Source organism: Rhodopseudomonas palustris (genome assembly GCF_003591005.1).
In the GTDB taxonomy this organism is placed as follows: domain Bacteria; phylum Pseudomonadota; class Alphaproteobacteria; order Rhizobiales; family Xanthobacteraceae; genus Rhodopseudomonas; species Rhodopseudomonas palustris_K.
In genome coordinates this window covers 1-26,673 of record NZ_QYYD01000013.1, presented here as the reverse complement: position 1 = coordinate 26,673, position 26,673 = coordinate 1, and the positions used below count along the sequence as shown (strand labels likewise).

At 66.7% G+C, this 26,673-nt stretch carries 24 protein-coding genes; 18 read left to right on the top strand and 6 right to left on the bottom strand.

The window, feature by feature from the left end:
• Positions 1-137: 137 nt before the first annotated feature.
• Positions 138-1,160 (bottom strand): methionine synthase, encoded by a 1,023-nt coding sequence (locus D4Q52_RS13810; RefSeq protein WP_119857152.1) that lies wholly within the window; start codon positions 1,158-1,160, stop codon positions 138-140.
• A 138-nt stretch (positions 1,161-1,298) separates the two neighbouring features.
• Between D4Q52_RS13810 and D4Q52_RS13805 the strand changes: the two genes are divergently transcribed.
• From D4Q52_RS13805 to D4Q52_RS13780, 6 genes are all read left to right on the top strand, one after another.
• The gene (locus D4Q52_RS13805; protein ID WP_119857151.1) at positions 1,299-2,012 is read left to right on the top strand and encodes a glutathione S-transferase N-terminal domain-containing protein; all 714 of its coding nucleotides are present in this window, start codon (positions 1,299-1,301) and stop codon (positions 2,010-2,012) included.
• Between the two features lie 241 nt (positions 2,013-2,253).
• Positions 2,254-2,874 carry a 2-hydroxychromene-2-carboxylate isomerase gene (locus D4Q52_RS13800; RefSeq protein ID WP_119857257.1) on the top strand — a complete coding sequence of 207 codons (621 nt, stop codon included), beginning with the start codon at positions 2,254-2,256 and terminating at the stop codon, positions 2,872-2,874.
• On the top strand, positions 2,874-3,848 hold the full coding sequence (locus D4Q52_RS13795) for an NADPH:quinone oxidoreductase family protein (protein ID WP_119857150.1): 975 nt from the start codon (positions 2,874-2,876) through the stop codon (positions 3,846-3,848). Before D4Q52_RS13800 ends, D4Q52_RS13795 begins: the two co-directional genes overlap by 1 nt.
• Positions 3,849-3,937: 89 nt before the next feature.
• Positions 3,938-4,405: a MaoC family dehydratase gene (locus D4Q52_RS13790; protein ID WP_119857149.1), complete on the top strand. Its 468-nt coding sequence runs from the start codon at positions 3,938-3,940 to the stop codon at positions 4,403-4,405.
• Between the two features lie 17 nt (positions 4,406-4,422).
• A complete protein-coding gene (locus D4Q52_RS13785; protein WP_119857148.1) occupies positions 4,423-5,340 on the top strand; it encodes an SDR family NAD(P)-dependent oxidoreductase in 918 nt (305 codons plus the stop codon).
• Between the two features lie 228 nt (positions 5,341-5,568).
• On the top strand, positions 5,569-6,801 hold the full coding sequence (locus D4Q52_RS13780) for an NAD(P)/FAD-dependent oxidoreductase (RefSeq protein WP_119857147.1): 1,233 nt from the start codon (positions 5,569-5,571) through the stop codon (positions 6,799-6,801).
• A gap of 364 nt (positions 6,802-7,165) precedes the next feature.
• Here the strand turns inward: D4Q52_RS13780 and D4Q52_RS13775 are convergent, their stop codons facing one another.
• From D4Q52_RS13775 to D4Q52_RS13760, 3 genes are all read right to left on the bottom strand, one after another.
• Positions 7,166-8,248 (bottom strand): alanine racemase, encoded by a 1,083-nt coding sequence (locus tag D4Q52_RS13775; protein WP_119857146.1) that lies wholly within the window; start codon positions 8,246-8,248, stop codon positions 7,166-7,168.
• Between the two features lie 184 nt (positions 8,249-8,432).
• Complete coding sequence (locus tag D4Q52_RS13765) at positions 8,433-10,241, bottom strand: ABC-F family ATP-binding cassette domain-containing protein (protein WP_119857145.1); 1,809 nt, start codon at positions 10,239-10,241, stop codon at positions 8,433-8,435.
• A 10-nt stretch (positions 10,242-10,251) separates the two neighbouring features.
• Positions 10,252-10,728 (bottom strand): YaiI/YqxD family protein, encoded by a 477-nt coding sequence (locus tag D4Q52_RS13760; protein ID WP_119857144.1) that lies wholly within the window; start codon positions 10,726-10,728, stop codon positions 10,252-10,254.
• Positions 10,729-10,833: 105 nt separating this feature from the next.
• Here D4Q52_RS13760 and D4Q52_RS13755 point away from each other — a divergent pair, with 105 nt between their 5' ends.
• Together D4Q52_RS13755 and D4Q52_RS13750 are read left to right on the top strand one after the other, a co-directional pair.
• Positions 10,834-11,634 (top strand): hypothetical protein, encoded by an 801-nt coding sequence (locus D4Q52_RS13755; protein ID WP_119857143.1) that lies wholly within the window; start codon positions 10,834-10,836, stop codon positions 11,632-11,634.
• A 188-nt stretch (positions 11,635-11,822) separates the two neighbouring features.
• On the top strand, positions 11,823-13,040 hold the full coding sequence (locus D4Q52_RS13750) for an ABC transporter substrate-binding protein (RefSeq protein ID WP_119857142.1): 1,218 nt from the start codon (positions 11,823-11,825) through the stop codon (positions 13,038-13,040).
• Positions 13,041-13,256: 216 nt separating this feature from the next.
• Here D4Q52_RS13750 and D4Q52_RS13745 read toward each other — a convergent pair whose 3' ends face one another.
• Positions 13,257-15,632, bottom strand: coding sequence for a xanthine dehydrogenase family protein molybdopterin-binding subunit (locus tag D4Q52_RS13745; RefSeq protein ID WP_119857141.1), 2,376 nt, complete (start codon positions 15,630-15,632; stop codon positions 13,257-13,259).
• A gap of 228 nt (positions 15,633-15,860) precedes the next feature.
• Here D4Q52_RS13745 and D4Q52_RS13740 point away from each other — a divergent pair, with 228 nt between their 5' ends.
• From D4Q52_RS13740 to D4Q52_RS13725, 3 genes are all read left to right on the top strand, one after another.
• Positions 15,861-16,922: a Ppx/GppA phosphatase family protein gene (locus D4Q52_RS13740; RefSeq protein ID WP_119857140.1), complete on the top strand. Its 1,062-nt coding sequence runs from the start codon at positions 15,861-15,863 to the stop codon at positions 16,920-16,922.
• 251 nt (positions 16,923-17,173) lie between these two features.
• Positions 17,174-17,869, top strand: coding sequence for an RlmE family RNA methyltransferase (locus tag D4Q52_RS13730; protein ID WP_119857139.1), 696 nt, complete (start codon positions 17,174-17,176; stop codon positions 17,867-17,869).
• A gap of 375 nt (positions 17,870-18,244) precedes the next feature.
• Positions 18,245-18,424 carry a hypothetical protein gene (locus tag D4Q52_RS13725; RefSeq protein WP_119857138.1) on the top strand — a complete coding sequence of 60 codons (180 nt, stop codon included), beginning with the start codon at positions 18,245-18,247 and terminating at the stop codon, positions 18,422-18,424.
• A gap of 3 nt (positions 18,425-18,427) precedes the next feature.
• Here the strand turns inward: D4Q52_RS13725 and D4Q52_RS13720 are convergent, their stop codons facing one another.
• Positions 18,428-19,915 carry an MFS transporter gene (locus D4Q52_RS13720; RefSeq protein WP_119857137.1) on the bottom strand — a complete coding sequence of 496 codons (1,488 nt, stop codon included), beginning with the start codon at positions 19,913-19,915 and terminating at the stop codon, positions 18,428-18,430.
• 149 nt (positions 19,916-20,064) lie between these two features.
• Here D4Q52_RS13720 and D4Q52_RS13715 point away from each other — a divergent pair, with 149 nt between their 5' ends.
• From D4Q52_RS13715 to D4Q52_RS13685, 7 genes are all read left to right on the top strand, one after another.
• A complete protein-coding gene (locus tag D4Q52_RS13715) occupies positions 20,065-20,313 on the top strand; it encodes a hypothetical protein (protein WP_119857136.1) in 249 nt (82 codons plus the stop codon).
• A 161-nt stretch (positions 20,314-20,474) separates the two neighbouring features.
• Complete coding sequence (locus D4Q52_RS13710) at positions 20,475-20,690, top strand: hypothetical protein (RefSeq protein WP_147407795.1); 216 nt, start codon at positions 20,475-20,477, stop codon at positions 20,688-20,690.
• 7 nt (positions 20,691-20,697) lie between these two features.
• Positions 20,698-21,339 carry a nucleotidyl transferase AbiEii/AbiGii toxin family protein gene (locus D4Q52_RS13705; RefSeq protein WP_210210140.1) on the top strand — a complete coding sequence of 214 codons (642 nt, stop codon included), beginning with the start codon at positions 20,698-20,700 and terminating at the stop codon, positions 21,337-21,339.
• A 190-nt stretch (positions 21,340-21,529) separates the two neighbouring features.
• The gene (gene guaB, locus D4Q52_RS13700; RefSeq protein WP_119857133.1) at positions 21,530-23,026 is read left to right on the top strand and encodes an IMP dehydrogenase; all 1,497 of its coding nucleotides are present in this window, start codon (positions 21,530-21,532) and stop codon (positions 23,024-23,026) included.
• A 484-nt stretch (positions 23,027-23,510) separates the two neighbouring features.
• The gene (locus D4Q52_RS13695) at positions 23,511-24,536 is read left to right on the top strand and encodes an NADP-dependent oxidoreductase (protein WP_119857256.1); all 1,026 of its coding nucleotides are present in this window, start codon (positions 23,511-23,513) and stop codon (positions 24,534-24,536) included.
• A 225-nt stretch (positions 24,537-24,761) separates the two neighbouring features.
• Positions 24,762-25,118 carry an MAPEG family protein gene (locus tag D4Q52_RS13690; protein WP_119857132.1) on the top strand — a complete coding sequence of 119 codons (357 nt, stop codon included), beginning with the start codon at positions 24,762-24,764 and terminating at the stop codon, positions 25,116-25,118.
• Between the two features lie 23 nt (positions 25,119-25,141).
• The gene (locus tag D4Q52_RS13685; protein ID WP_119857131.1) at positions 25,142-26,443 is read left to right on the top strand and encodes an RsmB/NOP family class I SAM-dependent RNA methyltransferase; all 1,302 of its coding nucleotides are present in this window, start codon (positions 25,142-25,144) and stop codon (positions 26,441-26,443) included.
• The last annotated feature ends 230 nt before the right edge of the window (positions 26,444-26,673 follow it).

Here is a 26,673-nt window from a genome sequence, read left to right as displayed (position 1 = left end):
GGGGCTATGGATTCCGGGCTCGCCGCTACGCGGCGCCCCGGAATGACGGGGAGAGGGCGGTGGCGAACGCGAGGCCGGCGATGCAACGGCGCTGGCGTCCAATTACTTGAACCGTCCGCTCGCCAGCACTGCCCCGCTTACTTGAACCGCTCCCGCGCCAGCTCCGCGCCGGCGCCCAGCGCCGCCAGCTTGGCTTCGGCGATATCGCGGCGCATCGGGGCCATGCCGCAATTGGTGGTGGCGACGATGTTGCTTTTCGGCACGTAGCGCATCACCGCCTCGATGGTGGCGCAGACGTCTTCGGCGGTCTCGACCTCGTCGCTGGCGACGTCGATGACGCCGGCCTGGACGATCTTGCCCTTCAGCAGCGACAACAGCTCGAGCGGCACCTTGGAGTTGCGGCACTCGACCGCGACCTGCTGGATCGAGCTGGCATCGATCGCCGGGAAGATGTCCTCGTATTGCCGCCACTGATCGCCCAGCGTCTCTTTCCAGTCGGTGTTGGCCTTGATGCCGTAGCCGTAGCAGATGTGCACGGCGGTGGCGCAACTGAGGCCCTGCGCGGCGCGCTCCAGCGCCTTGACGCCCCAGTCGGCGGCGTCGCTCATGTAGACGTTGAACGCCGGCTCGTCGAACTGGATCATGTCGATGCCGTCGGCTTCCAGCGCCTTGGCTTCCTCGTTCAAGAGCTCGGCGAAGGCGAACGCCATCTTGACGCGGTCGCCGTAGAAGCGATCCGCGATGGTGTCGATGATCGTCATCGGGCCGGGCAGGGTGAACTTGATCTTGTGCGTGGTATGCGCCCGCGCGATCTGGCCCTCGAAGCCATGCACGCGGCCCTTCAGCCGCAGCGGCGCAACGACCTGCGGCACCATTGCTTTGTAACGATCATTTCGGATGCCCATCTCGACCTTGTGGGCGAAGTCGATGCCTTCGACCGCCTCGAGAAAGCCGTGGACGAAATGCTGTCGCGCCTGCTCGCCCTCGGTGACGATGTCGACGCCGTAATCTTCCTGCAGCTTCAGCGCCAGGATGGTGGCGTCGCGCTTGGCGCGGGCGAGTTCCTCGCCGCTGGATTGCCACGGCGCCCACAGCTTGTTGGGCTCGGCGAGCCATTCGGGCTTCGGCAACGAGCCGGCGATCGTGGTCGGAAACAGCATCGGTCACTCCGCAGGTTGGGGGCGATCTCTCTGCCATGTCTCGGCCCCGTCGTACAGCCGGCCGCGACGAAGGTGACAAGTCCGCGGCAGCCGGGCTAGGATCGGCCCAAGCCCGTCGACAAGAAGCAGGGAGCCCGCATGATCGAGCTGTTTTACGCGCCGACCCCGAACGGCTGGAAGATTTCGATCATGCTGGAAGAATGCGGCCTGCCGTACAAGCTGGTGCCGATGCAGCTCGGCCGCGGCGACCAGCACAAGCCGGACTATCTCAAGCTGTCGCCGAACGGCCGGATGCCGGCGATCGTCGACCACGCCCCGGCCGATGGCGGCGCGCCGCTCAGCGTGTTCGAGAGCGGCGCCATCCTGATTTATCTGGCGGAGAAGACCGGCAAGTTCATGCCGGCCGCCACCCGGCCGCGGTTCGAGGTGATGCAGTGGGTGATGTGGCAGATGGCTGGGCTCGGGCCGATGCTCGGCCAGAACGGCCATTTCCTGCTCTACGCGCCGGAGAAGATCCCATATGCGATTGATCGCTACACCCGCGAGGCGAAGCGGCTGTACGGCGTGCTCAATACGCAATTGGATGGCCGCGACTACATCGCCGCCGACTACTCGATCGCCGACATGGCGTGCTTTCCCTGGATCATGACCCACAAGGCGCAGGGCATTTCGCTAGACGAATTCCCCAATGTGCAACGCTGGTACGCACGCCTGCGCGAACGCCCCAAGCTGCAGGCCGGCCTCGCGCTCGGCAAGGAAGACCGCAAACCGATGGACGAACAGGCCCGCAAACTGCTGTTCGGCGTCGACAAACCGGCGCATGCGGATGCGCAAAGCGCGCAGCAGCAGTGAGGGATGCGGACGCCCACATTTGCGTTTCGTCATTCCGGGGCGCGCAGCGAAGCTGCGCGAACCCGGAATCCATACGCCGCAGTGTGGGTGGTGGAGCACGGCGGGCGCTGCGCTGTGCTTAGCCGAGAGCATAGGGGTTATGGATTCCGGGTTCGCGCTGCGCGCGCCCCGGAATGACGAACGAGAGTTTGATGAAAACGAACAACCAACAACCAACAACAACCAAGAAAAGGAAACGCCGATGCTTGAAGTGTTTTTCGATTGCTCCAGTCCGTGGACGTACCTCGCCTTTCACAACATCCAGCCGCTGGCGAAGGAGATGGGAGAGGAGATTGTCTGGAAGCCGATCCTGGTCGGGGGCATCTTCAATTCGGTCAATCCGAGCGTGTATGAATCGCGCAAGACGCCGGTGCCGCTGAAGGCGCGCTACATGAAGAAGGACCTGGCGGACTGGGCGCGCTCGTCGGGGCTCGAGATCAAGATGCCGCCGCGGGTGTTTCCGGTGAACAGCGTCAAGGCGATGCGCGGCTGCCTGTGGCTGCTGCGCGACGATGCCGACAAGATGGTGCCGTTCGCGACCGCGGTGTTTGAAGCCTATTGGGGCCGCGACCTCGACATCTCGATGGACGCGGTGCTGCACGAGATCTGCCAGAGCGTCGGGCTCGATCCGGACGCGTTCTTCGCCGCGATCGCCGAGCCGGCGATCAAGGAGCAGCTGAAAGAGAACACCGACGAAGTGATCGCGCGCGGTGGCTTTGGCTCGCCGACGATCTTCGTGGACAAGACCGACATGTATTTCGGCAACGATCGCTTGCCGCTGGTTCGTGAAGCGCTGGCGCGGCGCAAGGCGAGCGCCGCCTGATGCCGAAAATTGTGATCTGCCGCGAACTCGGGCCTCCCGAGGCGTTGCGGCTGGAAGACAGTGAGCGCAAGGCGTTACAGCCCGGCGAGGTGCGGATCGCGATCCGCGCCGCCGGCATCAACTTCCCCGACATCCTGATGTGCGCCGGCGAGTACCAGCTCAAGCCGGAGCTGCCGTTCATTCCCGGCATGGAAGCCGCCGGCGACGTGATCGAGCTCGGAAGCGCCGTGAGTGCCGTCAAGCTCGGCGACCGCGTCATCGTCAAGCTGCGGTTCGGCGCCTATGCGGAGGAAGTCGTCGCGGCCGCGTCGCAGCTGACGCCGGCGCCGTCGACCTTCGACTACGCGGAGGCCGCAACGTATCTCGCCGGCCACGGCACGGCGTGGCACGGCCTGGTCGAGCGCGGCCACCTGAAAAAGGGCGAGGTGCTGCTGGTGCATGGCGCCGGCGGCGGCGTCGGGCTCGCGGCGGTCGAGGTCGGCAAATATCTCGGCGCCACGGTGATCGCGGCGGCGTCGAGCGAGGAGAAGCTGGTGATCGCGCGAGCGCGCGGCGCCGATCACGGCGTGCTGTATGGCGCCGAGCCGTTCCGCGACGCGGTGAAGCGCATCACCGGTGGCCGCGGCGCCGACGTGGTGTTCGATCCGGTCGGCGGCGAGATCTTCGAGGACAGCGTGCGCTGTATCAACTGGGGCGCGCGGCTGCTCGTGGTCGGCTTCACCGGCGGCATCGGGCTGGCGCGTACCAATCTGATCCTGATGAAGGGCGCCAGCGTGGTCGGCGTGCGTGCCGGCGAAGCGGTGCGGCGCGATCCCGCGCTCGGTGAGCAGCGCATCGCCAAGCTGCTCGAACTCGCCGAACAGGGCGTGCTGCGGCCGCATATCTCGCACCGCGTGCCGCTCACCGAATGGGCGCGCGGCATGCGGCTGTTGATCGACCGCAAGGCGATCGGCCGGGTCGCGCTCATCCCGTAACACGGAACTTTGCGGCCCGCGCCGGCGAAGATTTCGCTTGGCGCGGGTTCGTCAAATGTGGAATGTGCGGCGCAAACAACGAGGATCGAATGGGCGCTGAAGTCGAACGCGACGCGTATCTCAAGATGGTCGGCAGTGAAATCGGCGTGTCGGAATGGCACGTGCTGGATCAGAAGCGGATCGACACTTTCGCCGACTGCACCGAAGACTGGCAGTTCATCCATGTCGATCCGGAGCGCGCCGCGCGCGAGACGCCGTTCGGCTCGACCATCGCCCACGGCTTCCTGACGCTGTCGATGCTCAGCGTGTTCAGCTACGAGGCGATGCCGAAGATCAAGGGCGTCACCATGGGCGTCAATTACGGCTTCGACCGGCTGCGCTTCATCTCGCCGGTGAAGGCCGGCATGCGCGTGCGCGGCCGGTTCATGCTGGCGGAAGCCAGCTGGCGCAAACCGGGCGAATTGCTGTCGCGCACCAGCGTCAATGTCGAGATCGAAGGCGAGAAGCGCTCGGCGCTGGTCGCCGACTGGCTCGGCCTGATCTACTTCGAACAATAAATCGGGGAAGTACACACATGGCTATCAGGTTCGACGGACGCGTCGCTATCGTCACCGGCGCGGGCAATGGTCTCGGACGCGCGCATGCGCTCGGCCTTGCGGCGCTCGGCGCCAAGGTGGTGGTCAATGATTTCGGCGGCGCGCGCGACGGCACCGGCGGCTCGATGACCGCGGCCGAGACAGTGGTCGAGGAAATCAAGAAGGCCGGCGGCACTGCGATGGCGGACGGCGCCGACGTCTCGAACTACGAGCAGGTCCAGGCGATGGTCGCCAAGGCGACGAAGGAGTGGGGCAGCGTCGATCTCTTGGTCGCCAATGCCGGCATCCTGCGCGACAAGTCGTTCGGCAAGATGGAGCTCAGCGATTTCCAGAAGGTGATCGACGTGCATCTGGCCGGCACGTTCTACTGCTGCAAGGCGGTGTGGGACGGCATGAAGGAGCGCAACTACGGCCGCATCGTGCTGACAACGTCGTCGTCCGGCATGTTCGGCAATTTCGGTCAGGCCAATTACGGCGCGGCGAAAGCCGGCATCGTCGGGCTGATGAACGTGCTGGCGCAGGAAGGCCGCAAGACCGACATCCGCGTCAACACCATCTCGCCGACCGCCGCGACCCGCATGACCGAAGAGCTGCTGCCGCCGCAGGCGCTGCAGCTGATGAAGCCGGAGGCGATCACGCCCGCGGTGCTGTTCCTGCTCAGCGACAACGCCCCCACCCGCACCACGCTCGGCGCCGGCGCCGGCTCGTTCGCGCAGATCAAGATCATCGAGACCGAAGGCGTCAACCTGCCGGAAAACGAGTGGACCCCCGACGGCGTCGCGGCGCATTTCGCCGAGATCACCGACGACTCCAAGGCCCAGGCACTCGAAGGCGCCTTCCAGCAGACGCAGAAATACGTCGCGCAGGCGGCGGCGCGGCTTGGGATCAAGCTGTAAGCTTGGGTCATTCCGGGGCGCCCGCACTTGCGGGCGAACCCGGAATCTCTGAGTCGCAGAACTCCTCGAAGTTCCGGGTTCGCTCGCGAGTGCGAGCGCCCCGGAACGACGTGCTTGGGGCGAAGCCTCTCCCCGAGTCATTCCGGGGCGCCCGTAGGGCGAACCCGGAATCTCTGCGCTGGCCCCGCGTGGTGTATAAGCGCCGGATGATTTGCAGCGCAGGCCATCGTGGCTGACATCCTCGACATCGACGCCGCCGTGATCGGGGCCGGGCCGGCCGGCCTGATGGCGGCTGAGCAGCTGGCGCGCGCGGGCGCGCGGGTCGTCGTGTTCGACGGCATGGCGGCGCCGGCGCGCAAGTTTCTTCTCGCCGGACGCGGCGGGCTCAATCTGACGCATAGCGAGGCGCTGTCGGACTTTCTCGCGCGCTACGGCGCCGCGCAATCGCGGCTCGCGCCGGCGATCGAGGCGTTCTCGCCGGACGCGCTGCGGCGCTGGGCGGACGAGCTTGGCCAGCCGACCTTCGTAGGCTCAAGCGGCCGGCTGTTTCCGACCGCGATGAAGGCTTCGCCGCTGCTGCGCGCCTGGCTGCGCCGGCTCGATGCGCAAGGCGTGCAGCTGCGGCTGCGGCATCGCTGGACCGGCTGGGACGAGCAGGGCCGGCTGCGTTTCGACACCGCGACCGGCGCCGCGACCGTCGCGGCGCGCACGACCGTGCTGGCGCTCGGCGGCGCCAGCTGGCCGCGGCTCGGCTCGGACGGCGGCTGGGTGCCGCTGCTCGCCGGCAAGGGCGTCGCGATCGCGACGCTACGGCCGGCGAATTGCGGCTTCATCACCGCGTGGTCGGCGCCATTCGCGGGCAAGTATCAGGGCGCGCCACTGAAGAATGTCGCGCTGTCGTTCGGCGACCGCACCCTGCGCGGCGAGGCGGTGATCACGCGGGACGGCATCGAAGGCGGCACGATCTACGCGCTGTCGGCGCCGCTGCGCGATGCGGTGCTGGCGCGCGGCGAGGCGCGGCTGCTGATCGCATTGCGGCCTGACCTCGGCCCGGATCAGCTCGCGGCGCGGCTGGCCAAGCCGAAGGGAAAGCAATCGCTGTCGACGTATTTGCGTAAAGCGGTGGGACTGACGCCGGTGGGCATCGGGCTGTTGCACGAAGCCGCGCAGGCGTCCGGCCGCGCGCTGGCGACGCTGTCCGCGCCCGAACTCGCCGCCCTGATCAACGCCGTGCCGCTACGCCTCACCGGCGTCGCACCGATCGCGCGGGCGATCTCGACAGCGGGCGGCATCGTGCTTGACGAGATCGACGACAGCTACATGCTGCACAAGCTGCCCAGCGTATTCGCCGCGGGCGAGATGCTGGATTGGGAAGCGCCGACTGGCGGCTATCTGCTGACCGCATGTTTCGCTACAGGTGTCGCGGCGGGACGGGGAGCGGCGAAGTATCTGGGGCGATGATGCCACCAGCGGTGCGGTTGCTCGAAGTCGAGTAGTTCGTTTCGTCATTGCGAGGAGCGAAGCGACGAAGCAATCCAGCGTCGTGCGCTGCGCTGGATTGCTTCGCTTCGCTCGCAATGACGGACGATGGGCCGGGATCCTCTCCACGAGTCATTCCGGGGCGCGCGAAGCGCGAGCCCGGAATCCATACCCCCTGTGTTTGCGGCGTCGCCCAGGCTTCGGGCCATCTTTGTCCGCCGCGAGTCTAGGGGATATGGATTCCGGGTTCGCTCGCTGCGCGAGCGCCCCGGAATGACGAACGAGAGGGTGTCATGGGCGATTGCATATACGCCGCGCAAGAACTACACGCGCGTGTACCTCGTGATTACTTCAGCTTGCCCCGCGCCGCGACCGGCAAGAGCCCCAAAATCTCCTCGCCGCGCACCATCACCACGTCGTCGACCATATTGACGACCACGCAGACGTGGTTCGGCACGATCCGCACGACGTCGCCGATGGCGGGGCGGGAGTTGCTGCGGGAGAGGTCGAGGAAGCCGTGTTCTTCGGCGAATCTGGCGATGCGGGCTTCGGGGTGGTCGAGGATCAGGCCGTAGCCGTCGAGGCCGCCGCCGGGGTCGGAGGTCAGCGTCTTGGAGCCGGCGTCGAGGATGCCGCGTTCCGGGCCGGCGCGGCTGACGACGGTGGAGTACACGGTCAGTGCGCAGTCGTCCCAGCCCGCGACGCCGGCGGCGACCTGCATGCGGTCGTTGTAGATGTAGGTGCCGGGGCGATGTTCGGTCGCGCCGCTGAGCTGGCCGAGATTCTTAAGGTTCGGTGAGCCGCCGGTCGAGACCATCGCGGCGTCGAGGCCGTGGGCGCGGATGCCGGCGAGCGCCTCGTCGAAGAAGCGCTGCGCGCGCGGCCAGCCGTCTTCGGTCGGGTATAGCATGAAGCCCTTGAAGATGAGGCCGTCGGACGCGGCAATCATCCGCGCCAGTGCGATCGCTTCGGCCGGCGTTTCGACGCCGGCGCGCTGGCGGCCGGTGTCGCATTCGACCACGACGCCGAGCGGGCGTCCGGCGCGCGCGGCGGCCGCGGGCAGGCCGGCGATCACCACCTCGTTGTCGGCGGCCACCGTCATCGTCGCGTGTTCATGCAGCGCGCCGAGCCGGGCCATCTTCTCGTCGCCGAGCAAATTGTAGCTGATCAGGATATCGTCGATGCCGGCCTCGGCCATGACTTCGGCCTCGCCGAGCTTCTGGCAGGTGATGCCGCGCGCGCCGGCGTCGATCTGCATCTTCGCCAGCAGCGGCGACTTGTGGGTCTTGATATGCGGCCGGTTGGCGACGCCCACCGCGTCACACATCGCCTGCACCCGCGCGATGTTGCGCTCGACCCGCTCCATGTCGATCACCAGCGCCGGTGTGCCGACCTCACGCGCGATCTTGGCGGCGAGGGATGTGGTCATCGGGGGCTCCGTGAGCTGCGTCATTGCGAGGAGCACCCGGATCGGCGCTTCGCGCCGTCCGAGTACAGGCTCCGCGACGAAGCAATCCAGCGCACCGTGCACGGAGCTTCTGGATTGCTTCGCTTCGCTCGCAATGACGGGGAGAGGCTTTGATTATTTTGCTGGTGCATTGTTCGAGGCAGACTTACGCGCTCTCGATCTCTTCGCGCAGCATTTCGAGTTCGAGCCAGCGATGTTCGGCTGCTTGATGCTCGTCGTGGGCTTTGGCGAGGGCGGCGGAGAGTTTGTCGAATTTGGCGCGGTCCTTGGCGTAGAGCTGCGGGTCGTCGAGTTCGGCCTGCAGCTTGGCGATCTCGGCTTCGAGCTTGGCGATGGTCTTGGGCAAGGTCTCCAGCGCGTGCTTGTCGTTGAAGCTCATCTTGCGCTTCGACGCTGACGGCGGGGCGGCGGGCTTTGCCGTGCCCGGCTCGCTCGCGGCCTTGGCGGCCGGCGCGCGGCTGAGATCGGCGCCGCGTTGCGCCAGCATGTCGGAATAGCCGCCGGCATATTCGATCCACTTGCCGTCGCCCTCAGGCGCGATCACCGAGGTGACGACGCGGTCTAGGAAGTCGCGGTCGTGGCTGATCAGGATCACCGTGCCCTCATAGTCGCCGAGCATCTCCTCGAGCACGTCGAGGGTTTCGAGGTCGAGATCGTTGGTCGGCTCGTCGAGCACCAGCAGGTTCGACGGCTTGGCCAGCGCGCGGGCCAGCATCAGCCGGCCGCGCTCGCCGCCGGACAGTGCCTCGAGCGGGGTGCGGGCCTGCTCCTGTTTGAACAGAAAGTCCTTCATGTAGCCGATGACGTGGCGCGGCTTGCCGCCGACCATCACCTGATCGCCGCGGCCACCGGTCAGCGCTTCGGCCAGCGAGGTTTTGGCGTCGAGGCTGTCGCGATGCTGATCGAGCGTGGCGACTTCGAGATGGGTGCCGAGCCGGATGCTGCCGGAGTCGGGCGGCTCGGCGCCGGTCAGCAGGCTGATCAGCGTGGTCTTGCCGGCGCCGTTGGGGCCGACGATGCCGATGCGGTCGCCGCGATTGATGCGGATCGAGAAATTGTCGACGATGGTGCGCTCGCCCCAGGCCTTGCTGATGCCCTTGGCTTCGATCACCAGCTTGCCGGATTTGTCGGCTTCGGCGGCGGCGAGGTTGGCGCTGCCGGTGGGGCCGCGATAATCGCGGCGCTGCGCGCGCAGATCGTGCAGGCCGGCGAGGCGCTTGACGTTGCGCTTGCGGCGGCCGGAGACGCCGTAGCGCAGCCAGTGCTCTTCCATCACGATCTTGCGGTCGAGCTTGTGCTGGTCGCGCTCTTCCTCGGCCAGCACCTCGTCGCGCCAGGCTTCGAATTGCGAGAAGCCGCGGTCGATCTGGCGGATCACGCCGCGGTCGAGCCAGGCGGTGCCGCGCGACAGATTGCCGAGGAAGCGGCGGTCGTGGCTGATCATCACGATTGCGCTCTTGCGCTGCGCGAGATCGCTTTCCAGCCATTCGATGGTGGTGAGGTCGAGATGGTTGGTCGGCTCGTCGATCAGCAGGATGTCCGGATCGGGCGCCAGGATGCGCGCCAGCGCGGCGCGGCGGGCTTCACCGCCGGAGAGATTTTGCGGATCCTCGTCGCCGTGCAGGCCGAGCTGTTCAAGCAGATACGCGGCCTGATAGTGCTCGTCGCCGGGCGCGAGGCCGGCTTCGACATAGGCCAGCGTGGTCTTGAAGCCGTCGAAGTCCGGCTCCTGCGGCAGATAGCGGATGGTGGCGCCGGGCTGCACGAAGCGGCTGCCGCGGTCGGGCTCGATCAGTCCGGCGACGATCTTCAAGAGCGTCGATTTGCCGGAGCCGTTGCGGCCGATCAGGCACAGCCGATCGCCGGCCGAGACGCTGAGTTCGACGCCGTCGAACAGCGGCGCGCCGCCGAAGGTTAGCGCGATGTCTTTGAGTTGGATCAGCGGCGGCGCCATATCGGGTCCATCAAGTCGAAGCGCGGCGACGCGCGATCCGGCGGATCGCGCTGTCGAGCGCCGAAAGAAAGGTCGAGCGGTCGCGCGGGGTGAAGCCGCGCGGGCCGCCGGTGATTTCGCCGGACGAGCGCAGATCGGTCATCAGATTGCGCACCGCCAGCGTCATGCCGATCGATTCCTCGGTGAACGGCTTGCCATTCGGGGCGATCACCGCGGCGCCGGCTTTGACACAGCGGCTGGCCAGCGGAATATCGGCGGTGATCACGATATCGCCCGGCTGGACCCGCTCCGCGATCCAGTCGTCGGCCGCATCCATGCCGGAACCCGCCGCGATCCGCTCGATCAGAGGATGCTGCGGCACGCGGATGAAGCCTCCGGCAACGACGCTGACCGGCAGGCCGTGGCGCTCCGCGACCTTGTAGATCTCATCCTTCACCGGGCAGGCGTCGGCGTCGACATAGATGCGGGTGGGCGCGGGTTCGGTCATTCGCTCTCGGTGCAAGGGGTGGCGAGGCGCTTTACGCCCGCCGCGGCGCTGGCGTAGCATCGCCGGACACGATCGCCAACAAGATCGAACAAACCGGGAGAATCCATGGCCGCTCCGTTCGAGCCCTGGCGCGTCCGCGCCTTCAACACCGCCACCCAGTCGGAAAACAAGATGCACGACGACACCGTGGCCCGGCGCTACGGCTTCACCGGCGGTCTCGTCCCCGGCGTCGAGGTGATGGCCTACATGATGCACCTGCCGGTGACGCGCTGGGGCCGTGATTTCCTGGAGCGCGGGCTGATCGAGGCGCGGTTCGTCAAGCCGGTGTATGACGGCGAAATCGCCACGGTGACCGGCGAGAAGCAGGGCGACGGCGTCGCGCTGCAGGTCGAAAGCCAAAATCAGCTATGCGCCACCGGCCAGGCGTCGCTGCCTGAGCGGGCGCCAGCGGTCGATCTCGCCGCCTATCCGGACACGCCGGTGGTGGCGACGCGGCCTCCGGTCAGCCCCGAGGCGTTTCCGGAAGGTCACTGGTTCGGCACCGCGCCGGTGAGCTGGGGCGGCGACAGACTGCGCGAGTATCTGGGCGAGATCCGCGAGACCGACCCGATCTATCGTGAGCACAATCTGGTGCATCCCGGCACGCTGCAGCGGATCATGAACCGGGTCTGTGTCGACAATGTCGTGCTGCAGCCGTGGATCCATGTCGGCTCAAAGATGCAACTGCTGGCCGCCGCCAGCGGCGACGACGTGCTGACCGCCCGCGCCAAGGTGACGGCGAACTACGACAAAAAGGGCCACCGCTTCGCCGAGTTCGACGCGCTGATCGTCGCCAACGGCACGACGCCGGTGGCGCATTGTCACCACGTCGCGATCTTCCTGCCGCGGCAGCAGGCCGCCGCGTAGTTCGCGCTTATTCCGCGGCGCGGATAGGAGGATCGCGGCCTGCGACGTTCTGCCACTCGCGCGTCGTGCGCAAGCGCGCAGAATGGCGTCTGGAAACAAGCGGCACACGGGGGAAAAGCACAGCACGCATGCGCGAGGCCGGCGACAAGGCCGACACAAACACATCAAAAAAGACTTCCGGAGGAAACATGCACTTCATTCAACGTGCGGCGGCAGCGGTGACGCTGGCCGCGCCGCTGCTACTCGGAGGATCTGCGTTCGCGCAGCAACCGGGTCCGCTGAAGATCGGTCTGCTCGGCGACTTCCAGTCGGTGTATTCGGACATCGGCGGCGCAGGCAACGTCGAAGCGGCCAAGATGGCAATCGAGGAGATGGGCGGCACGATGTTCGGCCAGCCGATCGAATTCATCTCGGCCGACGTCCAGAACAAGCCCGACATTGCCGCGTCGCTGGCACGTAAATGGTACGAGAACGAGGGCGTCGACATGATCGTCGACCTGCCGACCTCGGCCACCGCGCTCGCCGCGATGGAGATGAGTAAGCGTTTCGAGAAGATCATGATCGTCACCGACGCGGCGTCGTCGGACATCACCGGCAAATCGTGCTCGCCCTACACGGCGCACTGGACCTACGACACGTACTCCAACGCCCACACCGTCGGCTCGGCAATCGTCAAGAACGGCGGCGACACCTGGTTCTTCATCACCGCGGATTATCTGTTCGGTCATTCGATCGAGCGCGACACCGGCGAGGTGGTGAAGGCCAATGGCGGCAAGATCGTCGGCAGCGCGCGGCATCCGCTGAACAATGCAGACTTCTCGTCGTTCCTGCTGCAGGCGCAGTCGTCCAAGGCCAAGATCATCGGTATGGCCAATGGCGGCGGCGACACCATCAACACGATCAAGCAGGCTGCCGAATTCGGCATCGTCGCCGGCGGCCAGAAGCTCGCCGGCATCGTGATGTTCATCTCGGACATCCACAGCCTCGGGCTGAAGATGGCCAACGGGCTGATCATCACCGAGGCGTATTACTGGGACCTCAACGACCGCACCCGCGCGTTCGGCAAGAAATACTTCGAACGTATGAAGCGAATGCCGACGATGAACCAGGCTGCGACCTACAGCGCGACGCTGCATTATCTAAAGGCCGTCAAGGCAGCGAACAGCAAGGACACCAAGACGGTGCTGGCGAAGATGCGCGAAATGCCGGTGCGCGACGCCTTCACCGACAACGGCTTCCTGCGCGAGGACGGCCGCATGGTGCATTCGATGTTCCTGTTCGAGGTGAAGAAGCCGGAAGAATCGAAGGCGCCGTGGGATTACTACAAGGTTCTGGCGGAGGTGCCCGGCGATCAGGCGTTTCGCCCGCTGAAAGACGGTGGCTGCCCGCTAGTGAAGGCGCAGTAGCGATCGCTGCGCGCGTCGTGAACCGACGCGTCGCGTCAACAACAAACGTCATCGCCGGGCTTGACCCGGCGATCCATCGCTCTTCGTAAAGTGTCAAGTTGGCGCGCTCCGCGCGCGATGGATGCGCGGGTCAAGCCCGCGCATGACCATTTTAATCGAGGATGCGCGGTGCGCATAAGTTGGCGCACGCAAGCGTCAATAAACAAAAGCCGGCGGTCACGCCGCCGCGCTTCCCTTCGCCTCCTTGATCGCCCGCCAGACCTTCTCCGAGGTCAGCGGCATGTCGAGCGACTTGACGCCGACGTCTTTCAGCGCGTCGAGCACGGCGTTGACGACGCTGGCGAGCGAGCCGGCGCAGCCGGCTTCACCGCAGCCTTTGGTACCGAGCGGATTGGTGAGGGTCGGCACCGGGTGGTCGGCGACGCTCATCACCGGGATGTCTTCGGCGCGCGGCAGCGCGTAGTCCTGCAGCGAGCCGGTCAGCGGCTGGCCGCTGGCGTCGTAGCTCATCTTCTCCATCATCGCCTGGCCAATGCCCTGGGCGACCCCGCCATGCAGCTGGCCGGCGACGATCATCGGGTTGATCACCGTGCCGAAATCATTGACCGCAGTGTAGCGCACCACCTGCGTGACGCCGGTGTCGGGATCGATCTCGACTTCGGCGACGTGGCAGCCGTTAGGGAAAGCGGATGGCGGCCCCTGCGTGGTGTGGTCGACGTCGAGCGACGCCGGCACGCCGTCCGGCAGCTTGGCGCCGCGCAGCCGCTGCGCCAGCTCCATGATGCCGATGCTGCGGTCGGTGCCGGCGACGGTGAAACGGCCGGCTTCGAATTCGATATCGGCTTCGGCGGTCTCGAGCAGATGCGACGCCGCGACCTTGCCCTTGGCGATCACCTGCTGCGAGGCTTCGACGATCGCCTGGCCGCTGGCGGTGATCGAGCGCGAGCCGCCGGTGCCGTTGCCGGCGTGGACGATGTCGCTGTCGCTCTGTTCAAGCCGCACGGCTTCGAACGGCACGCCGAGCTGCGCGCTCAGCACCTGCGCGAACGGCGTGGCGTGGCCCTGGCCGTAATCGAGCGTGCCGGTGATCAGCCGCACCGTGCCACCGTCTTCAAACACGATCTTGCCGAGTTCGGCGCTCGGCGGCGCGGTGACTTCCAGATAGGAGCCGACCGCGATGCCGCGCAGCTTGCCGCGCTTGCGGCTGTCCTTCTTGCGCTGGGCGAAGCCGGCATAGTCGGCGCGCTCCAAAGCGTCGGCGAACACGCCGCCGAAGTCGCCGGAGTCGTAAGTGACGCCCGAGCAGGCGGTGAACGGCAGCTGCGCCGGCTTGATGAAGTTGCGCTTGCGCAGCGTCAGCCGGTCGATTCCCATTTCGTCGGCGGCGCGGTCGATCAGCCGCTCGAGGAAGTAATTGCCTTCCGGCCGCCCGGCGCCGCGATAGGCACCCATCAGCGTCACGTTGGTGACGACGCATTTGATGTCGACGCCGAGCAACGGCGTGCGATAGACGCTGCCGATGTTCTTGCCGGTGTTGAGCGACAGCGGCAGCGGCGCCACGCCGGTGATGTAGGCGCCGAGATTGCCGGTGCCGCTGAGCCGGATGGCGAGGAAATGGCCAGCGGCATCGAGCGCCAGCTCGGCGCGGATCTGCTGGCCGCGGCCGTGGCTGTCGCTCAGGAATGCGCTGGAGCGATCGTCGGTCCATTTCACCGGCCGTCCGAGTGCCTTCGCGGCGTGCAGGATGCAGATGTACTCCGGATACGAACTGTTCTTCATGCCGAACGAGCCGCCGACCTGATAGGTCAGCACGCGGACCTTGTCGTTCGGCACGCCTAGCAGCTTCGCCAGCGTGTTGCGGTTGCCGGTGACGCCCTGGGTCGGCAGCTGGATGGTGTAGCGCTCGGTCTTGGCATCGTAAGAGGCAAGGCCGACGCGCGGCTCCATCGGCACGGCGGCGACGCGGGTGTTCTCGATGTCGAGCGTGGTGACGTGCGCGGCCGACGCAAACGCGGCGTTCACGGCGTCGGTGTCGCCGAAGTGATAATCGAGCGCGATGTTGTTCGGGATGTGGTCGTAGAGCTGCGGCGCGCCCGGCTGCATCGCGGCCTCCGCGTCGGTGACGGCGTCGAGCGGCTCGATGTCGAGTTCGACGGCCTCGGCGGCGTCGCGCGCCTGCGCCAGCGTGTCGGCGACCACGAACGCCACCGGATCGCCGACGAAGCGAACCTTGTCGGTGGCGAGCGGTAGGCGGTTGGTCTGCAGCAGCGGCGTGCCGTCGCGGTTCTTCAGCGGCAGGCCGGAGGCGAACGGGGCATAGTTGGCGGCGGCGAGGTCCGCGCCGATGTAGACGCCGCGGACGCCGGGCATGCCGCGCGCCGCATCGGTCCCGATGCCGCGGATGACGCCGTGGGCATGCGGGCTGCGGACCATTACGGCATAGAGCTGCCCGGGCAGGCTGCAATCGTCGGTGTAGCGGCCTTTGCCGCGCAGCAGCGTGTCGTCCTCCTTGCGCCGCACCGGCTGGCCGACGCCGTATTTTTGCAGCGCGATGGCGGTGTCGAGCGACGCGTTCGAGGTGTGGTCCTGCATCCGGTTCTTTTCCAGCACGTGAGAGGCGCAGACCGCCGCTGGCGCGCAGGGTCCGCAAGGGCTTGGCGGGGAGGGCAATCATCTCCAAATAGGACGGCGCGCCCGGCGCGACAACGCACGATCCGGAATGCTGGCCGTGCGGTGGGTTGCGCCGCAGCGCGGCGCTGCTAAACTTTCCGTGAAAACCTGAACACGACGTCGGCCGGACGGCCACGAAAGACCGAATTGATGGACGAGCAGACGCCGCTCCGCGCCGCTCCTGCGCTGGGCCATGCCCCGCAGGCGCATTTCGCGGCGGCCGAGGATGAGCATGACACGATGGCGGCACACGGCGCCGTCTATGCGGCGCTCGATCTCGGCACGAACAATTGTCGCCTGCTGATCGCGCGGCCGGCCGGCGACAGCTTCCGAGTCGTCGACTCGTTCTCCCGGATCATCCGGCTGGGCGAGGGCGTCTCCGCGTCCGGACGGATCAGCGACGCTGCGATCACCCGGGCGGTTTCGGCACTGGCGGTGTGCCGTGACAAGCTCAAACAGCGTCACGTCAACCGGCAGCGGCTGATCGCGACCGAGGCGTGCCGGGCTGCGGTCAACGCCGACGAGTTTTGTGACAAGGTGGCGCGGGCGACCGGAATCCAGCTCGAAATCATCGACCGGGAAACCGAGGCGCGCTTGGCTGCCACCGGCTGCTCGCCGCTGGTCGACACTGCCGGCCGCGGCGCGATCCTGTTTGACATCGGCGGCGGCTCCAGCGAACTGGTGCGGCTGGCGCGCGATCCGGCACGGCCGGACCAGCCGCCGGAAATCCGCGCCTGGATGTCGATCCCGCTCGGCGTCGTCACGCTTGCCGAGCATTTCGGCGGCAAAGTGGTGACGCCCGGCAGCTATACGGCGATGGTGGCGGAAGTGGCCAAACACGTCGCGCCGTTCGCCGCGGCGCATGGCGATGATCTGGACGGCCTGCATCTGCTCGGCACCTCCGGCACGGTGACGACGCTGGCCGGGCTGCATCTCGATCTGATCCGCTATGACCGCCGCCGGGTCGACGGCATTTGGATGGATGACGCGGAGCTGACCACGACGATCGACCGGCTGCGCGGCATGACCTATCACGACCGCGCCCAGAACCATTGCATCGGTAGCGAGCGCGCCGATCTGGTGCTGGCCGGCTGCGCCATCCTCGACGCCGTCCGCGCCGCATTCCCGCTGCCCCGCCTGCGCGTCGCCGACCGCGGCCTGCGCGAGGGCATGCTGGTCGAGATGATGCAGGCGGACGGCGCGCTGGGCTGAGCCGTAATTGGGGTACAGCCTCTCCTCGTCATTGCGAGCGAAGCGAAGCAATCCAGAGCGCGGTGCACGGGGCTGGATTGCTTCGTCGCGGAGCCTGTACTCGGACGGCGCAAAGCGCCGATCCGGGTGCTCCTCGCAATGACGGGGAGAGGTGGTCAATCGGGCCGCAATCTCAGCAGACAGCGGTTCCGCGCTGTCTTTTCCCCGCTCATCTGCTAAGCAACGCGGGTTCACCACGCACAGACAGGGCCATGGCCAAAGACACCACCGGACGGATGCGCGTCACCGTCAAGAGCGCCGGCAGGATGAAGCTGTCGTCGAAGCTCTGGCTCGAGCGCCAGCTCAATGATCCGTATGTGGCGCAGGCCAAGCGCGACGGCTATCGCTCGCGCGCCGCCTACAAGCTGCTGGAGATCGACGACAAGTATCATCTGCTCAAGCCGGGCCTCGCGGTGGTCGATCTCGGCGCGGCGCCGGGCGGCTGGAGCCAGATCGCCGCCAGGCGGACCCGCGCGTCCGAAGGCCGCGGCAAGGTGGTGGCGATCGACTTGCTGGAGATGGGCGAGATCCCGGGCGTGACATTCGCGCAGCTCGATTTTCTCGACAATGACGCACCGGACAAGCTCCGCGAGATGCTCGGCGGCGGCGCCGACGTGGTGATGAGCGACATGGCGGCCAACACCACCGGCCATCGCAAGACCGATCAGCTCCGCATCGTCGGACTGGTCGAAAGCGCCGCGCAGTTCGCCAGCGAGGTGCTGAAGCCCGGCGGCACGTTCGTCGCCAAGGTGTTTCAGAGCGGCGCCGACGCGACGCTGATGGCCCAGCTCAAGCAGGATTTCGCCACCGTCAAGCACGTCAAACCGGCCGCGAGCCGCAAGGACTCGTCGGAGCGCTACGTGCTGGCAATGGGGTTTCGTGGCACGCCCGCTGTCACGGCGGACTAACTGCGCGGCGTTTGCTTCCAGACCAGCCTAACTAGAAACGCGTCCTCTCAGATCAGACACTTTACTCTCCACGCGTCACGGAAAAGCACAAAAGGCGTGGATGGCCGGGCCTTCGCCGCGCCGAAGCGGCTTCGGCCGCGCAGGCGGGACAAGCCCGGCCATGACGGAACATTTGAGCAAACCGACCGACTGCAAACATGGCTGCAACTCCGCCTCAGTTTTGATGCGGGCTCTCAGGAGCCCAGCTGCGAGCTACTTGCATAAATTTCGGCCGAATAACGCGCGATTTATTACATTAGGTATGAATTTACAAAGGCGAATCCGCAGTTTCTCCTACGCTTGTCCACGGGGCTGAAATCAAGCAAGGGGCGGGCGATGGATATTCTAACCCCGATGTGTCGGGCATGCGGCGTCGACCGCGAACTCGTCGAGGTCGAACACGCCAATGCAAGTTTCGACGTGCCGCATTATCGCTGCCCGATCTGCGCCGACGTCCTGCGCCTGGCGGTTCGGCACGACGAAGGCGGCGAGGGCGAGCAAGAGGCGCTGAGATAGCGCTCAACCCAGCCGCTGATCGCGCGCATCCTGGGTCTCTTCCACGGCCTTTTTGGTCGCAGTCTTTGTGACCGCGCTGACTTCGCCCTTGCGGCTGGAGATGTCGATGGCCTTGCGGCCGGAGATCTCGCTGCCGGCGTCGTCCGGCATCCGCCAGAACGAAAATGCCGACAGCGCCGACAGCACCGCGACAACCAGGAAGGCCGGGGCGAAATCGTCGGCGGTGAGCGTTGTCGAATGGCGCAGCGCCATGGTGGCTTCGACCGAGAATGCGCCGACCGCAACGCCCGCCGAGATTGCCAGCTGCTGACCGACGCTGACCAGCGTCGTGGCGCGGCTCATCTGCGGCGTCTCCACCTCCGCATAGGCCACGGTATTCATCGCGGTGAATTGCAGCGAACGGAAGAAACCGCCGACCAGCAGGATGATCATGATCAGCAGCAGCGGCGTGCCCGGCGTGAACAGCGCGCAGGCGGCCAGGAAGGCCGCGCTGACCAGCGCGTTGATGGTCATGATGCGGCGGAAGCCGAAGGCGCGGATGATCCGCGCCGCCAGCACCTTCATGCCCATCGCGCCGGCGGAGGAAGCGAAGGTGACGAGGCCGGACTGAAACGGCGACAGGCCGAAGCCGATCTGCATCAACAGCGGCAGCAAAAACGGCAGCGCGCCGATGCCGAGCCGGAACAGAAAGCCTCCGGTCAGAGATACGCGCAGCGTCGTCAGCCGCATCAGCGAAAAATCGAGCACCGGCGAGGCGGTACGGCGGGCGTGGCGCAGATACAGCAGCATCGAGCCGCAGCCGACCACGATCAGCCCGGTGACGACCGGCCATGGCAGCAGGCCGAGCCCGGCGACCGACAGGCCGAACGCGATGCCGGCGACGCCGATGCCGGCCAGCACCAAGCCGGTGACGTCGAGAGGCTCGGGATTTTCGCTGCGGATCGGGTCGATGTAGCGCTGCGCGAAGAAGATGCCGGCGAGCCCGATCGGAATGTTGATCAGGAAGATCCAGTGCCACGAGAAATAGGTGGTGATAAAGCCGCCGAGCGGCGGCCCGATCACTGGGCCGATCAGCGCCGGCACCGTCATCCACGCCATCGCGCCGACCAGCGCCGCCTTGTCGATCGAGCGCAGCAGCACCAGCCGCCCGACCGGCGTCATCATCGCCCCGCCGAGGCCCTGCAGGATGCGGGCGGCGACGAAGTCGTTGATCGAATGCGCCAGCGCGCAGCCGATCGAGCCGACCATGAACACCGCGATTGCCGCGGAAAAGACGGTGCGGGCGCCGAACCGGTCGGCGGCCCAGCCCGACGCCGGGATGAAGACGGCCAGCGACAGCAGATACGAGGTGATCGCCAGCTTCAGCGTCAGCGGCGAAGTGCCGATATCAGCCGCGATCGCCGGCAGCGAGGTCGCGATCACAGTGGCGTCCATGTTTTCCATGAACAGCGCGGAAGCCACGATCAGCGGGATCAGTCGTTCTTTTTGCATGCCGGATGGGGTCGGAGGAGGGGTGGGCGGCGTGTAGCACCTGCGCCGAGCGGTCGCTATTGCGGAAGCGGGCTCGCTACCTAAATCCTGCGTGACCGGCGCGTTCCCTTGCGCATCTGCCGGGGCTCGTTGGGCTGGGAGTTTCGCCGATGATCTATCTGCTTGCTGCCTTCCTGCCGCCGCTCGGTCTCTTGTTCAACGGCCAGCCGCTATCGGCGGTGTTCAACCTGGCGCTGCTGGTGGTCTGCCTGCTGCTCGGACTGATCTTCCACCCGTTGCTGGTGATCCCCTCGCTGCACGCGCTGATTGCGGTGCGGATGCAGCGCGAGAAGAGGATGCACCGCGAAGTGGTCGAGGCGATCCGGCAATACGGCCCGCCGCAGGGCTATCGGCGCTGACGCTCCGCGCGGCGGCCGGCGTCGCCGCGCTGGGGGATTTGTGATAGTCTGCCACCATGAACCTCGCGCCTTCGCTACCTGCCGATTTCCTAGCCGAGCTCGAGCGGAAGCATTTCTGGTGGGAGCCGATCGGTGACGCGCCGCGGTCCGCGAGCCGGATCGTGGCTCAGGCCATGAGCTTTGCGAATTTCGCCGAGATCCGCCAGCTGGAGACCGTGCTCGGCCCGGAAGCACTGACCGACGTGATGCTGGCGGCGCAGCCGGGCTGGATCGACCCGCGATCCTGGGAGCTGTGGCGCGGCCGCCTGCAACGCGCGACCGGCCGGCCGATCCCGGAGGAGCCGCCGCAAAGGACGTTCGATGCGGACGACCTTTGAGCCTCGCTTGGACATCCTGCCCGAAGCGCAGCGGCAAGTCTGGCCCCTGCTGGGGTTCACCCCGGCGCTTGATTTCGTTCTCTACGGCGGAACGGCTGTCGCGCTGCATCTTGGCCACCGCGTGTCGGTGGATTTCGACTTTTTCCGCTCGGAGCCCTTGGACAAACCTCAGCTCGACACGGCTTTGAGCGGTCTTACCGACTACGAGGCTGTTCAGGACGAAAAGAATACGCTGGTCATCCGCGCGCATTCGCCCGCCGGGGCTGTGAAAATTTCTTTCTTCGGCGGCCTGGGCTTTCCCAGGATCAATCCACCGCTGTTGACGATCGACCGCGTCTCGCTCGTTGCTTCTCGAGAAGACCTGCTCGCGACCAAGTTGAAGGCCGTCTTGGATCGCGCTGAAGCCAAGGACTATCGCGACATCGCAGCGCTGCTGGAAGCCGGTGTGTCGCTCGGAAGGGGGCTAGCCGGCTTTTCGCAGATCTTTGGCCGCGATCCTGCTTTGCCCTTGCGCGCGCTCGGTTATTTCAAGGATGGGGATCTCCAGACGTTGCCTGATAGGGACCGAAACGTGCTCCAGACAGCGCGGGATGCGGTGACCGAAATCCCTGATCTGGCAGTGCTTTCGGGGTCGCTCGCGGCACCGTGAAGCCGCCGCGGCGGAGGCGGGTGCGGCCGAGGACGCTTCCCCCTATGATTCGTCATATCGCCATGATATCGACCACCGCCAACCCTACCGACGGGCTCGATTCGACGGCGCCGCCTCTCGCGGCGCCGAATGTGTCTCCCGTCCCCGCAAGATCGAGCGCGGCCGTCGTTGCCGCCGAACGGAGTTGGCCATGGCGTCAGTGAACGGATCCCCGCATTTTCAGGAAGCCTACACGTTCGACGACGTGCTGCTGAAGCCTGGCCTGTCGGATGTGCTGCCGTCCGAAGTCGATATCCGCTCGCGCATCACCCGTTCGGTTTCGCTTAACGTGCCGATCATCGCCTCGGCGATGGACACGGTGACCGAGGCGCGGATGGCGATCGCGATGGCGCAGGCCGGCGGCATCGGCGTGATCCACCGCAATTTCGATCCGGAAGGGCAGGCCGCCCAGGTCCGCCAGGTCAAGAAGTTCGAATCCGGCATGGTGGTCAATCCGCTGACCATCAGCCCCGATGCCAAGCTGGCCGACGCGCTGGCGCTGATGAACCAGTACGGCTTCTCCGGCATTCCGGTGGTGACCGGCGCGCAGGGCCACGGCCCTGGCAAGCTGGTCGGCATTCTGACGAACCGCGACGTCCGCTTTGCCACCGATCCGTCGCAGAAGGTGTCGGAGCTGATGACGCATCAGAACCTCGTCACCGTGCGCGAGGGCGTCAGCCAGGACGAAGCCAAGAAGCTGCTGCATCAGCACCGCATCGAGAAGCTGCTGGTGGTCGACGATCAGTATCGCTGCGTCGGCCTGATCACCGTCAAGGACATGGAGAAGGCGGTCGCGCATCCGCTGGCGTCGAAGGATGCCCAGGGACGTCTTCGCGTCGCCGCCGCCACAACGGTCGGCGAGGGCGGCTTCGAGCGCACCGAGCGGCTGATCGAGGCCGGCGTCGATCTCGTCGTGGTCGACACCGCGCATGGCCATTCGCAGCGCGTGCTCGAAGCGGTGACGCGGATCAAGCGCATCTCCAATGCCGTGCAGGTGATCGCCGGCAACATCGCCACCCGCGAAGGCGCGCAGGCACTGATCGATTCCGGCGCCGACGCCATCAAGGTCGGCATCGGCCCGGGCTCGATCTGCACCACCCGTATGGTTGCTGGCGTCGGCGTGCCGCAGCTAACTGCGATCATGGATGCGGTCGAGGCGTGCAAGGTGGCCGACGTGCCGGTGATCGCCGATGGCGGCATCAAGTACTCCGGCGATCTCGCCAAGGCGCTGGCGGCCGGCGCCGACATCGCGATGGTCGGCTCGCTGCTCGCCGGCACCGACGAGACGCCGGGCGAAGTATTCCTGTGGCAGGGCCGCTCCTACAAGGCGTATCGTGGCATGGGTTCGGTCGGCGCGATGGCGCGCGGCTCGGCGGATCGTTACTTCCAGCAGGACATCAAGGATACGCTCAAGCTGGTGCCGGAAGGCGTCGAAGGCCAGGTGCCGTACAAGGGCCCGGTCGGCAACGTGGTGCATCAGCTCGCCGGCGGCCTGCGCGCCGCGATGGGCTATGTCGGCGCCAAGACGCTCGGTGAATTCCACGACAAGGCGCAGTTCGTCCGCATCACCGGCGCCGGCCTGCGCGAAAGCCACGTCCACGACGTCACCATCACCCGCGAAAGCCCGAACTACCCGGGCGGGGTGTGAGGCCGCGCTAACTACACCACGTTCGTCATTCCGGGGCGCGCGCCCTTTTGCGCGCGAACCCGAAATCCCGACGAACTGGGGCACATCCGTGCCCGTCGCAGATTCCGGGTTCGCTCGCTTGCGCGAGCGCCCCGGAATGACGGCGCTGCGGCATATGGCAGGCCGTCGATCGGCGGTCGTCATACGGCTGATTGCCGAAACGTTAGTTCTGCTCACCACCTCACGTTCGTCATTCCGGGGCGCGAGCGCAGCTCGCGAGCCCGGAATCCATAACCACCGAGCTGCGTTGTGACGCACGGTGGTGCGGCTCCGTGTCTTGTCGAGAGTTCAGAGACTATGGATTCCGGGCTCGCGCCAAGAGGCGCGACCCGGAATGACAAAAGAGAGAATTTTGATGCTGCCCGCCACGGTTGGCGAATTGGATGCAATCGCATACAATCCGGCCTCCAAGTCCGCTTCCAACAAGCATCAAAAAGGAAACGCAATGTCCAAGGCCAAGCGTATCGTTCTTGCCTCGCGTCCGGTCGGTGAGCCGACCGCGGCGAATTTCCGTCTCGAGGAAGTCGACATGCCGACGCCGGGCGAGGGGCAGGTGCTGCTGCGGACGATCTGGCTGTCGCTCGATCCGTATATGCGTGGCCGCATGAGCGACGGGCCGTCCTACGCGCAGCCGGTGCCGGTCGGCGGCGTGATGGAAGGCGGCACGGTTTGCGAAGTGATCGACAGCAAGAGTCCGGGCTTTGCCAAGGGCGACATCGTGCTGGCGCATAGCGGCTGGGCGACTCATGCAGTGGCCGACGCCAAGCCGCTGCGCAAGATCGACACCTCGCTGGGGCCGATCTCGACCGCAATCGGCGTGCTCGGTATGCCCGGCATGACGGCCTACACCGGCCTGCTAGACATCGGCCAGCCGAAGGAAGGCGAGACCGTGGTGGTCGCCGCCGCCTCCGGCGCGGTCGGCTCGGCGGTCGGGCAGATCGCCAAGATCAAGGGCGCCCGCGCGGTCGGCATCGCCGGCGGCAAGGAGAAGTGCGACTACGTCAAGAACGAGCTCGGCTTCGACGACTGCCTCGATCACCGCGATCCGGACCTCGCCGCCAAGCTGAAGGCGGCATGCCCGAACGGCATCGACGTGTACTTCGAGAATGTCGGCGGCGAAGTGTTCGAGGCGGTGTTTCCGCTGCTCAACGCTTTCGCCCGCATCCCGGTGTGCGGCCTGATCGCGCAGTACAATGCGTTCGAAACGCCGCCGACGCCGAAATGGGCGACGGCGCTGATGCGCCATGTGCTGACCAAGCGGCTCACCATCCGCGGCTTCATCGTCAGCGACTTCGCCGGCCGCCGGCAGGAGTTTCTTCGCGACATGTCGCAATGGGTGCGCGACGGCAAGGTGAAGTACAAGGAGTTCGTTACCGAGGGCGTCGAGAGCGCGCCGGAGGCATTCATCGGCCTCTTGAAGGGCGCCAATTTCGGCAAGCAGCTGGTCCGCATCGGCGCCGACAAGGCTTAGCGTTTCGTCACAGCATCGCGGAGGGCGTGGTGTCCGGGTAGGTTCGGTCCTGCCCGTGACATCTCGCGCTCGCCCAAAACACCGGGCCGGGACCACGGGCCCGGCCGTCCTGGACCTCGCCAGGCGAGGGGCCGGGCTGCGTCCGCGCCGGTTCCAGCCGGGGGACCAATTTGTCATAGTCCAGCGGCGCGGCTATGAGGGCCCGAACGATCGAGGGAGCTTTCGATGTCGGTCCAGATGGTGCTGCTGCCGGTATTCGCGCTGGTCGGGCTGGCGTTCGCGCTGATGCTGTTGCGGATGCGGTCCACTGGTGCGGACCGGCCGACGGCCGACGGCCCGCGTGAGCCGTTCGACCTGCCGGTGCTGTTCTATGCGCTGGTGGCGATCGCGCTGCCGCTGCGCAAGATGGACCTGGTGCTGGTGCTGCTCTCCTGGGTGTTCGTGGTGGCGCGCTTCGCGCATGCCGGCGTGTTCATGACGGCTGGCGACGATCGCCGCAGCGGCACGGTGTGGCTGGCCGGTGCACTGGTGCTGCTGGCGATGTGGCTGTACTTCGCGCTGCGTATCCTGCTGCTGATCTGATTTGTTGTGACTGAAAGTCTGCTATGACCCCCGCTGCCCGGCTGTCCGCAGCCATCGACCTGATCGCCGCCGTCGAGGCGCAGCGGATCCCGGCCGCCAAGGCCCTCAAGGAATGGGGCACCGCGCATCGCTACGCCGGCTCCGGTGACCGTGCAGCGATTGCCGGGCTGGTGTGGGACGTGCTGCGCCGCCGCGCCTCCAGCGCGTATCTGATGGACGCCGACACGCCGCGCGCCCGCGTGCTCGGCATGCTGAAGCTGGAGCGTGGGCTGGATGTCGAGGCAATCGCGGCGCTGTGCGACGGCGGTCGGTTCGCGCCCGAGCCGCTGACCGAGGCCGAGCGCGCCGCGCTGACGACGCGGTCTCTCGATGGCGCGCCGCCGCCGATCGCCGGCGACTATCCGGACTGGCTCGATGAGCAGCTCGCTAGCCTGTTCGGCGACCAGCGCGTCGCCGAGGCCGCCGCGATGGCCAGCCGCGCGCCGCTCGATCTGCGCGTCAACACGCTGAAGAGCAAGCGCGACAAGGCGCTGGCGTCGCTGAAGCATCTCGGCGCAACGGAGACGCCGTGGTCGCCGCTGGGGCTGCGCATCGCGCTTGGCGCCGACGCCCGTAACCCCGGCATCCAGGCCGAGCAGGATTTCATCAAGGGCGCCGTCGAGGTGCAGGACGAGGGCTCGCAACTCGCGGCGCTGCTGTCCGGCGCCAAACCCGGCGAGCAGGTGATCGATCTGTGCGCCGGCGCCGGCGGCAAGACGCTGGCGCTGGCGGCGATGATGCAGGGCAAGGGCCGGCTGATCGCGACCGATTCGGACAAGCGCCAGCTCGCCCCGATCCACGAGCGGCTGTCGCGCGCCGGCGTGCACAATGCCGAGGTGCGCGCGCCCAAGGGCGACGCCGATCCGCTCGCCGACATCAAGGGCAGCGCCGATCTGGTGCTGGTCGACGCGCCATGCACCGGCACCGGCACCTGGCGCCGCAATCCCGACGCCAAATGGCGGATGCGCCCCGGCGCGCTGGAGATCCGGCGGAAGGACCAGGCCGAGGTGCTGGCCCGCGCCGCCAGGCTGGTAAAGCCCGGCGGCCGCATCGCCTATGTGACCTGCTCGGTGCTGCCGGCCGAAAACATCGATCAGGTGAGGGTGTTCATCGCCGCGCACCCAGACTTCACCCCGACCCCGCCCGCCGAACTCGCCGCCGCGCTGTGGGACAAGGCCGATGCCTTCCTGTCCACCGTCCACACCTCGCCGGAAGGGCTGCTGATGACGCCGCTGCGGACCGGCACGGACGGATTTTTCGTCAGCGTATTGAAGCGCAAAGCCTAACCCAGGCACTGCGCGCTCCCTCTCCCGCGTGGGGGAGAGGGCTGGGGTGAGGGCGACGCAGGCACAGTGCCCGGGGAGGGGGGGCCCCCCCCCCCCCCCCCCCCCCGCCCGGGGGGGGGGGGGGGGGGGGGGGGCCGCCCCACGCAGGCATTCAACTCACGACTCGCGGAGCGGAGTGCCCTCACCCGCCGCGCTTCGCGCCGACCTCTCCCGCAAGCGGGAGAGGGCTG

Coding starts and splice junctions, on each gene's coding strand:
- D4Q52_RS13810 (WP_119857152.1), bottom strand. CDS start 1,160: ATGCTGTTTCCGACCACGATCGCCGGCTCGTTGCCGAAGCCCGAATGG.
- D4Q52_RS13805 (WP_119857151.1), top strand. CDS start 1,299: ATGATCGAGCTGTTTTACGCGCCGACCCCGAACGGCTGGAAGATTTCG.
- D4Q52_RS13800 (WP_119857257.1), top strand. CDS start 2,254: ATGCTTGAAGTGTTTTTCGATTGCTCCAGTCCGTGGACGTACCTCGCC.
- D4Q52_RS13795 (WP_119857150.1), top strand. CDS start 2,874: ATGCCGAAAATTGTGATCTGCCGCGAACTCGGGCCTCCCGAGGCGTTG.
- D4Q52_RS13790 (WP_119857149.1), top strand. CDS start 3,938: ATGGGCGCTGAAGTCGAACGCGACGCGTATCTCAAGATGGTCGGCAGT.
- D4Q52_RS13785 (WP_119857148.1), top strand. CDS start 4,423: ATGGCTATCAGGTTCGACGGACGCGTCGCTATCGTCACCGGCGCGGGC.
- D4Q52_RS13775 (WP_119857146.1), bottom strand. CDS start 8,248: ATGACCACATCCCTCGCCGCCAAGATCGCGCGTGAGGTCGGCACACCG.
- D4Q52_RS13765 (WP_119857145.1), bottom strand. CDS start 10,241: ATGGCGCCGCCGCTGATCCAACTCAAAGACATCGCGCTAACCTTCGGC.
- D4Q52_RS13760 (WP_119857144.1), bottom strand. CDS start 10,728: ATGACCGAACCCGCGCCCACCCGCATCTATGTCGACGCCGACGCCTGC.
- D4Q52_RS13755 (WP_119857143.1), top strand. CDS start 10,834: ATGGCCGCTCCGTTCGAGCCCTGGCGCGTCCGCGCCTTCAACACCGCC.
- D4Q52_RS13750 (WP_119857142.1), top strand. CDS start 11,823: ATGCACTTCATTCAACGTGCGGCGGCAGCGGTGACGCTGGCCGCGCCG.
- D4Q52_RS13745 (WP_119857141.1), bottom strand. CDS start 15,632: ATGCAGGACCACACCTCGAACGCGTCGCTCGACACCGCCATCGCGCTG.
- D4Q52_RS13740 (WP_119857140.1), top strand. CDS start 15,861: ATGGACGAGCAGACGCCGCTCCGCGCCGCTCCTGCGCTGGGCCATGCC.
- D4Q52_RS13730 (WP_119857139.1), top strand. CDS start 17,174: ATGGCCAAAGACACCACCGGACGGATGCGCGTCACCGTCAAGAGCGCC.
- D4Q52_RS13725 (WP_119857138.1), top strand. CDS start 18,245: ATGGATATTCTAACCCCGATGTGTCGGGCATGCGGCGTCGACCGCGAA.
- D4Q52_RS13720 (WP_119857137.1), bottom strand. CDS start 19,915: ATGCAAAAAGAACGACTGATCCCGCTGATCGTGGCTTCCGCGCTGTTC.
- D4Q52_RS13715 (WP_119857136.1), top strand. CDS start 20,065: ATGATCTATCTGCTTGCTGCCTTCCTGCCGCCGCTCGGTCTCTTGTTC.
- guaB (WP_119857133.1), top strand. CDS start 21,530: ATGGCGTCAGTGAACGGATCCCCGCATTTTCAGGAAGCCTACACGTTC.
- D4Q52_RS13695 (WP_119857256.1), top strand. CDS start 23,511: ATGTCCAAGGCCAAGCGTATCGTTCTTGCCTCGCGTCCGGTCGGTGAG.
- D4Q52_RS13690 (WP_119857132.1), top strand. CDS start 24,762: ATGTCGGTCCAGATGGTGCTGCTGCCGGTATTCGCGCTGGTCGGGCTG.
- D4Q52_RS13685 (WP_119857131.1), top strand. CDS start 25,142: ATGACCCCCGCTGCCCGGCTGTCCGCAGCCATCGACCTGATCGCCGCC.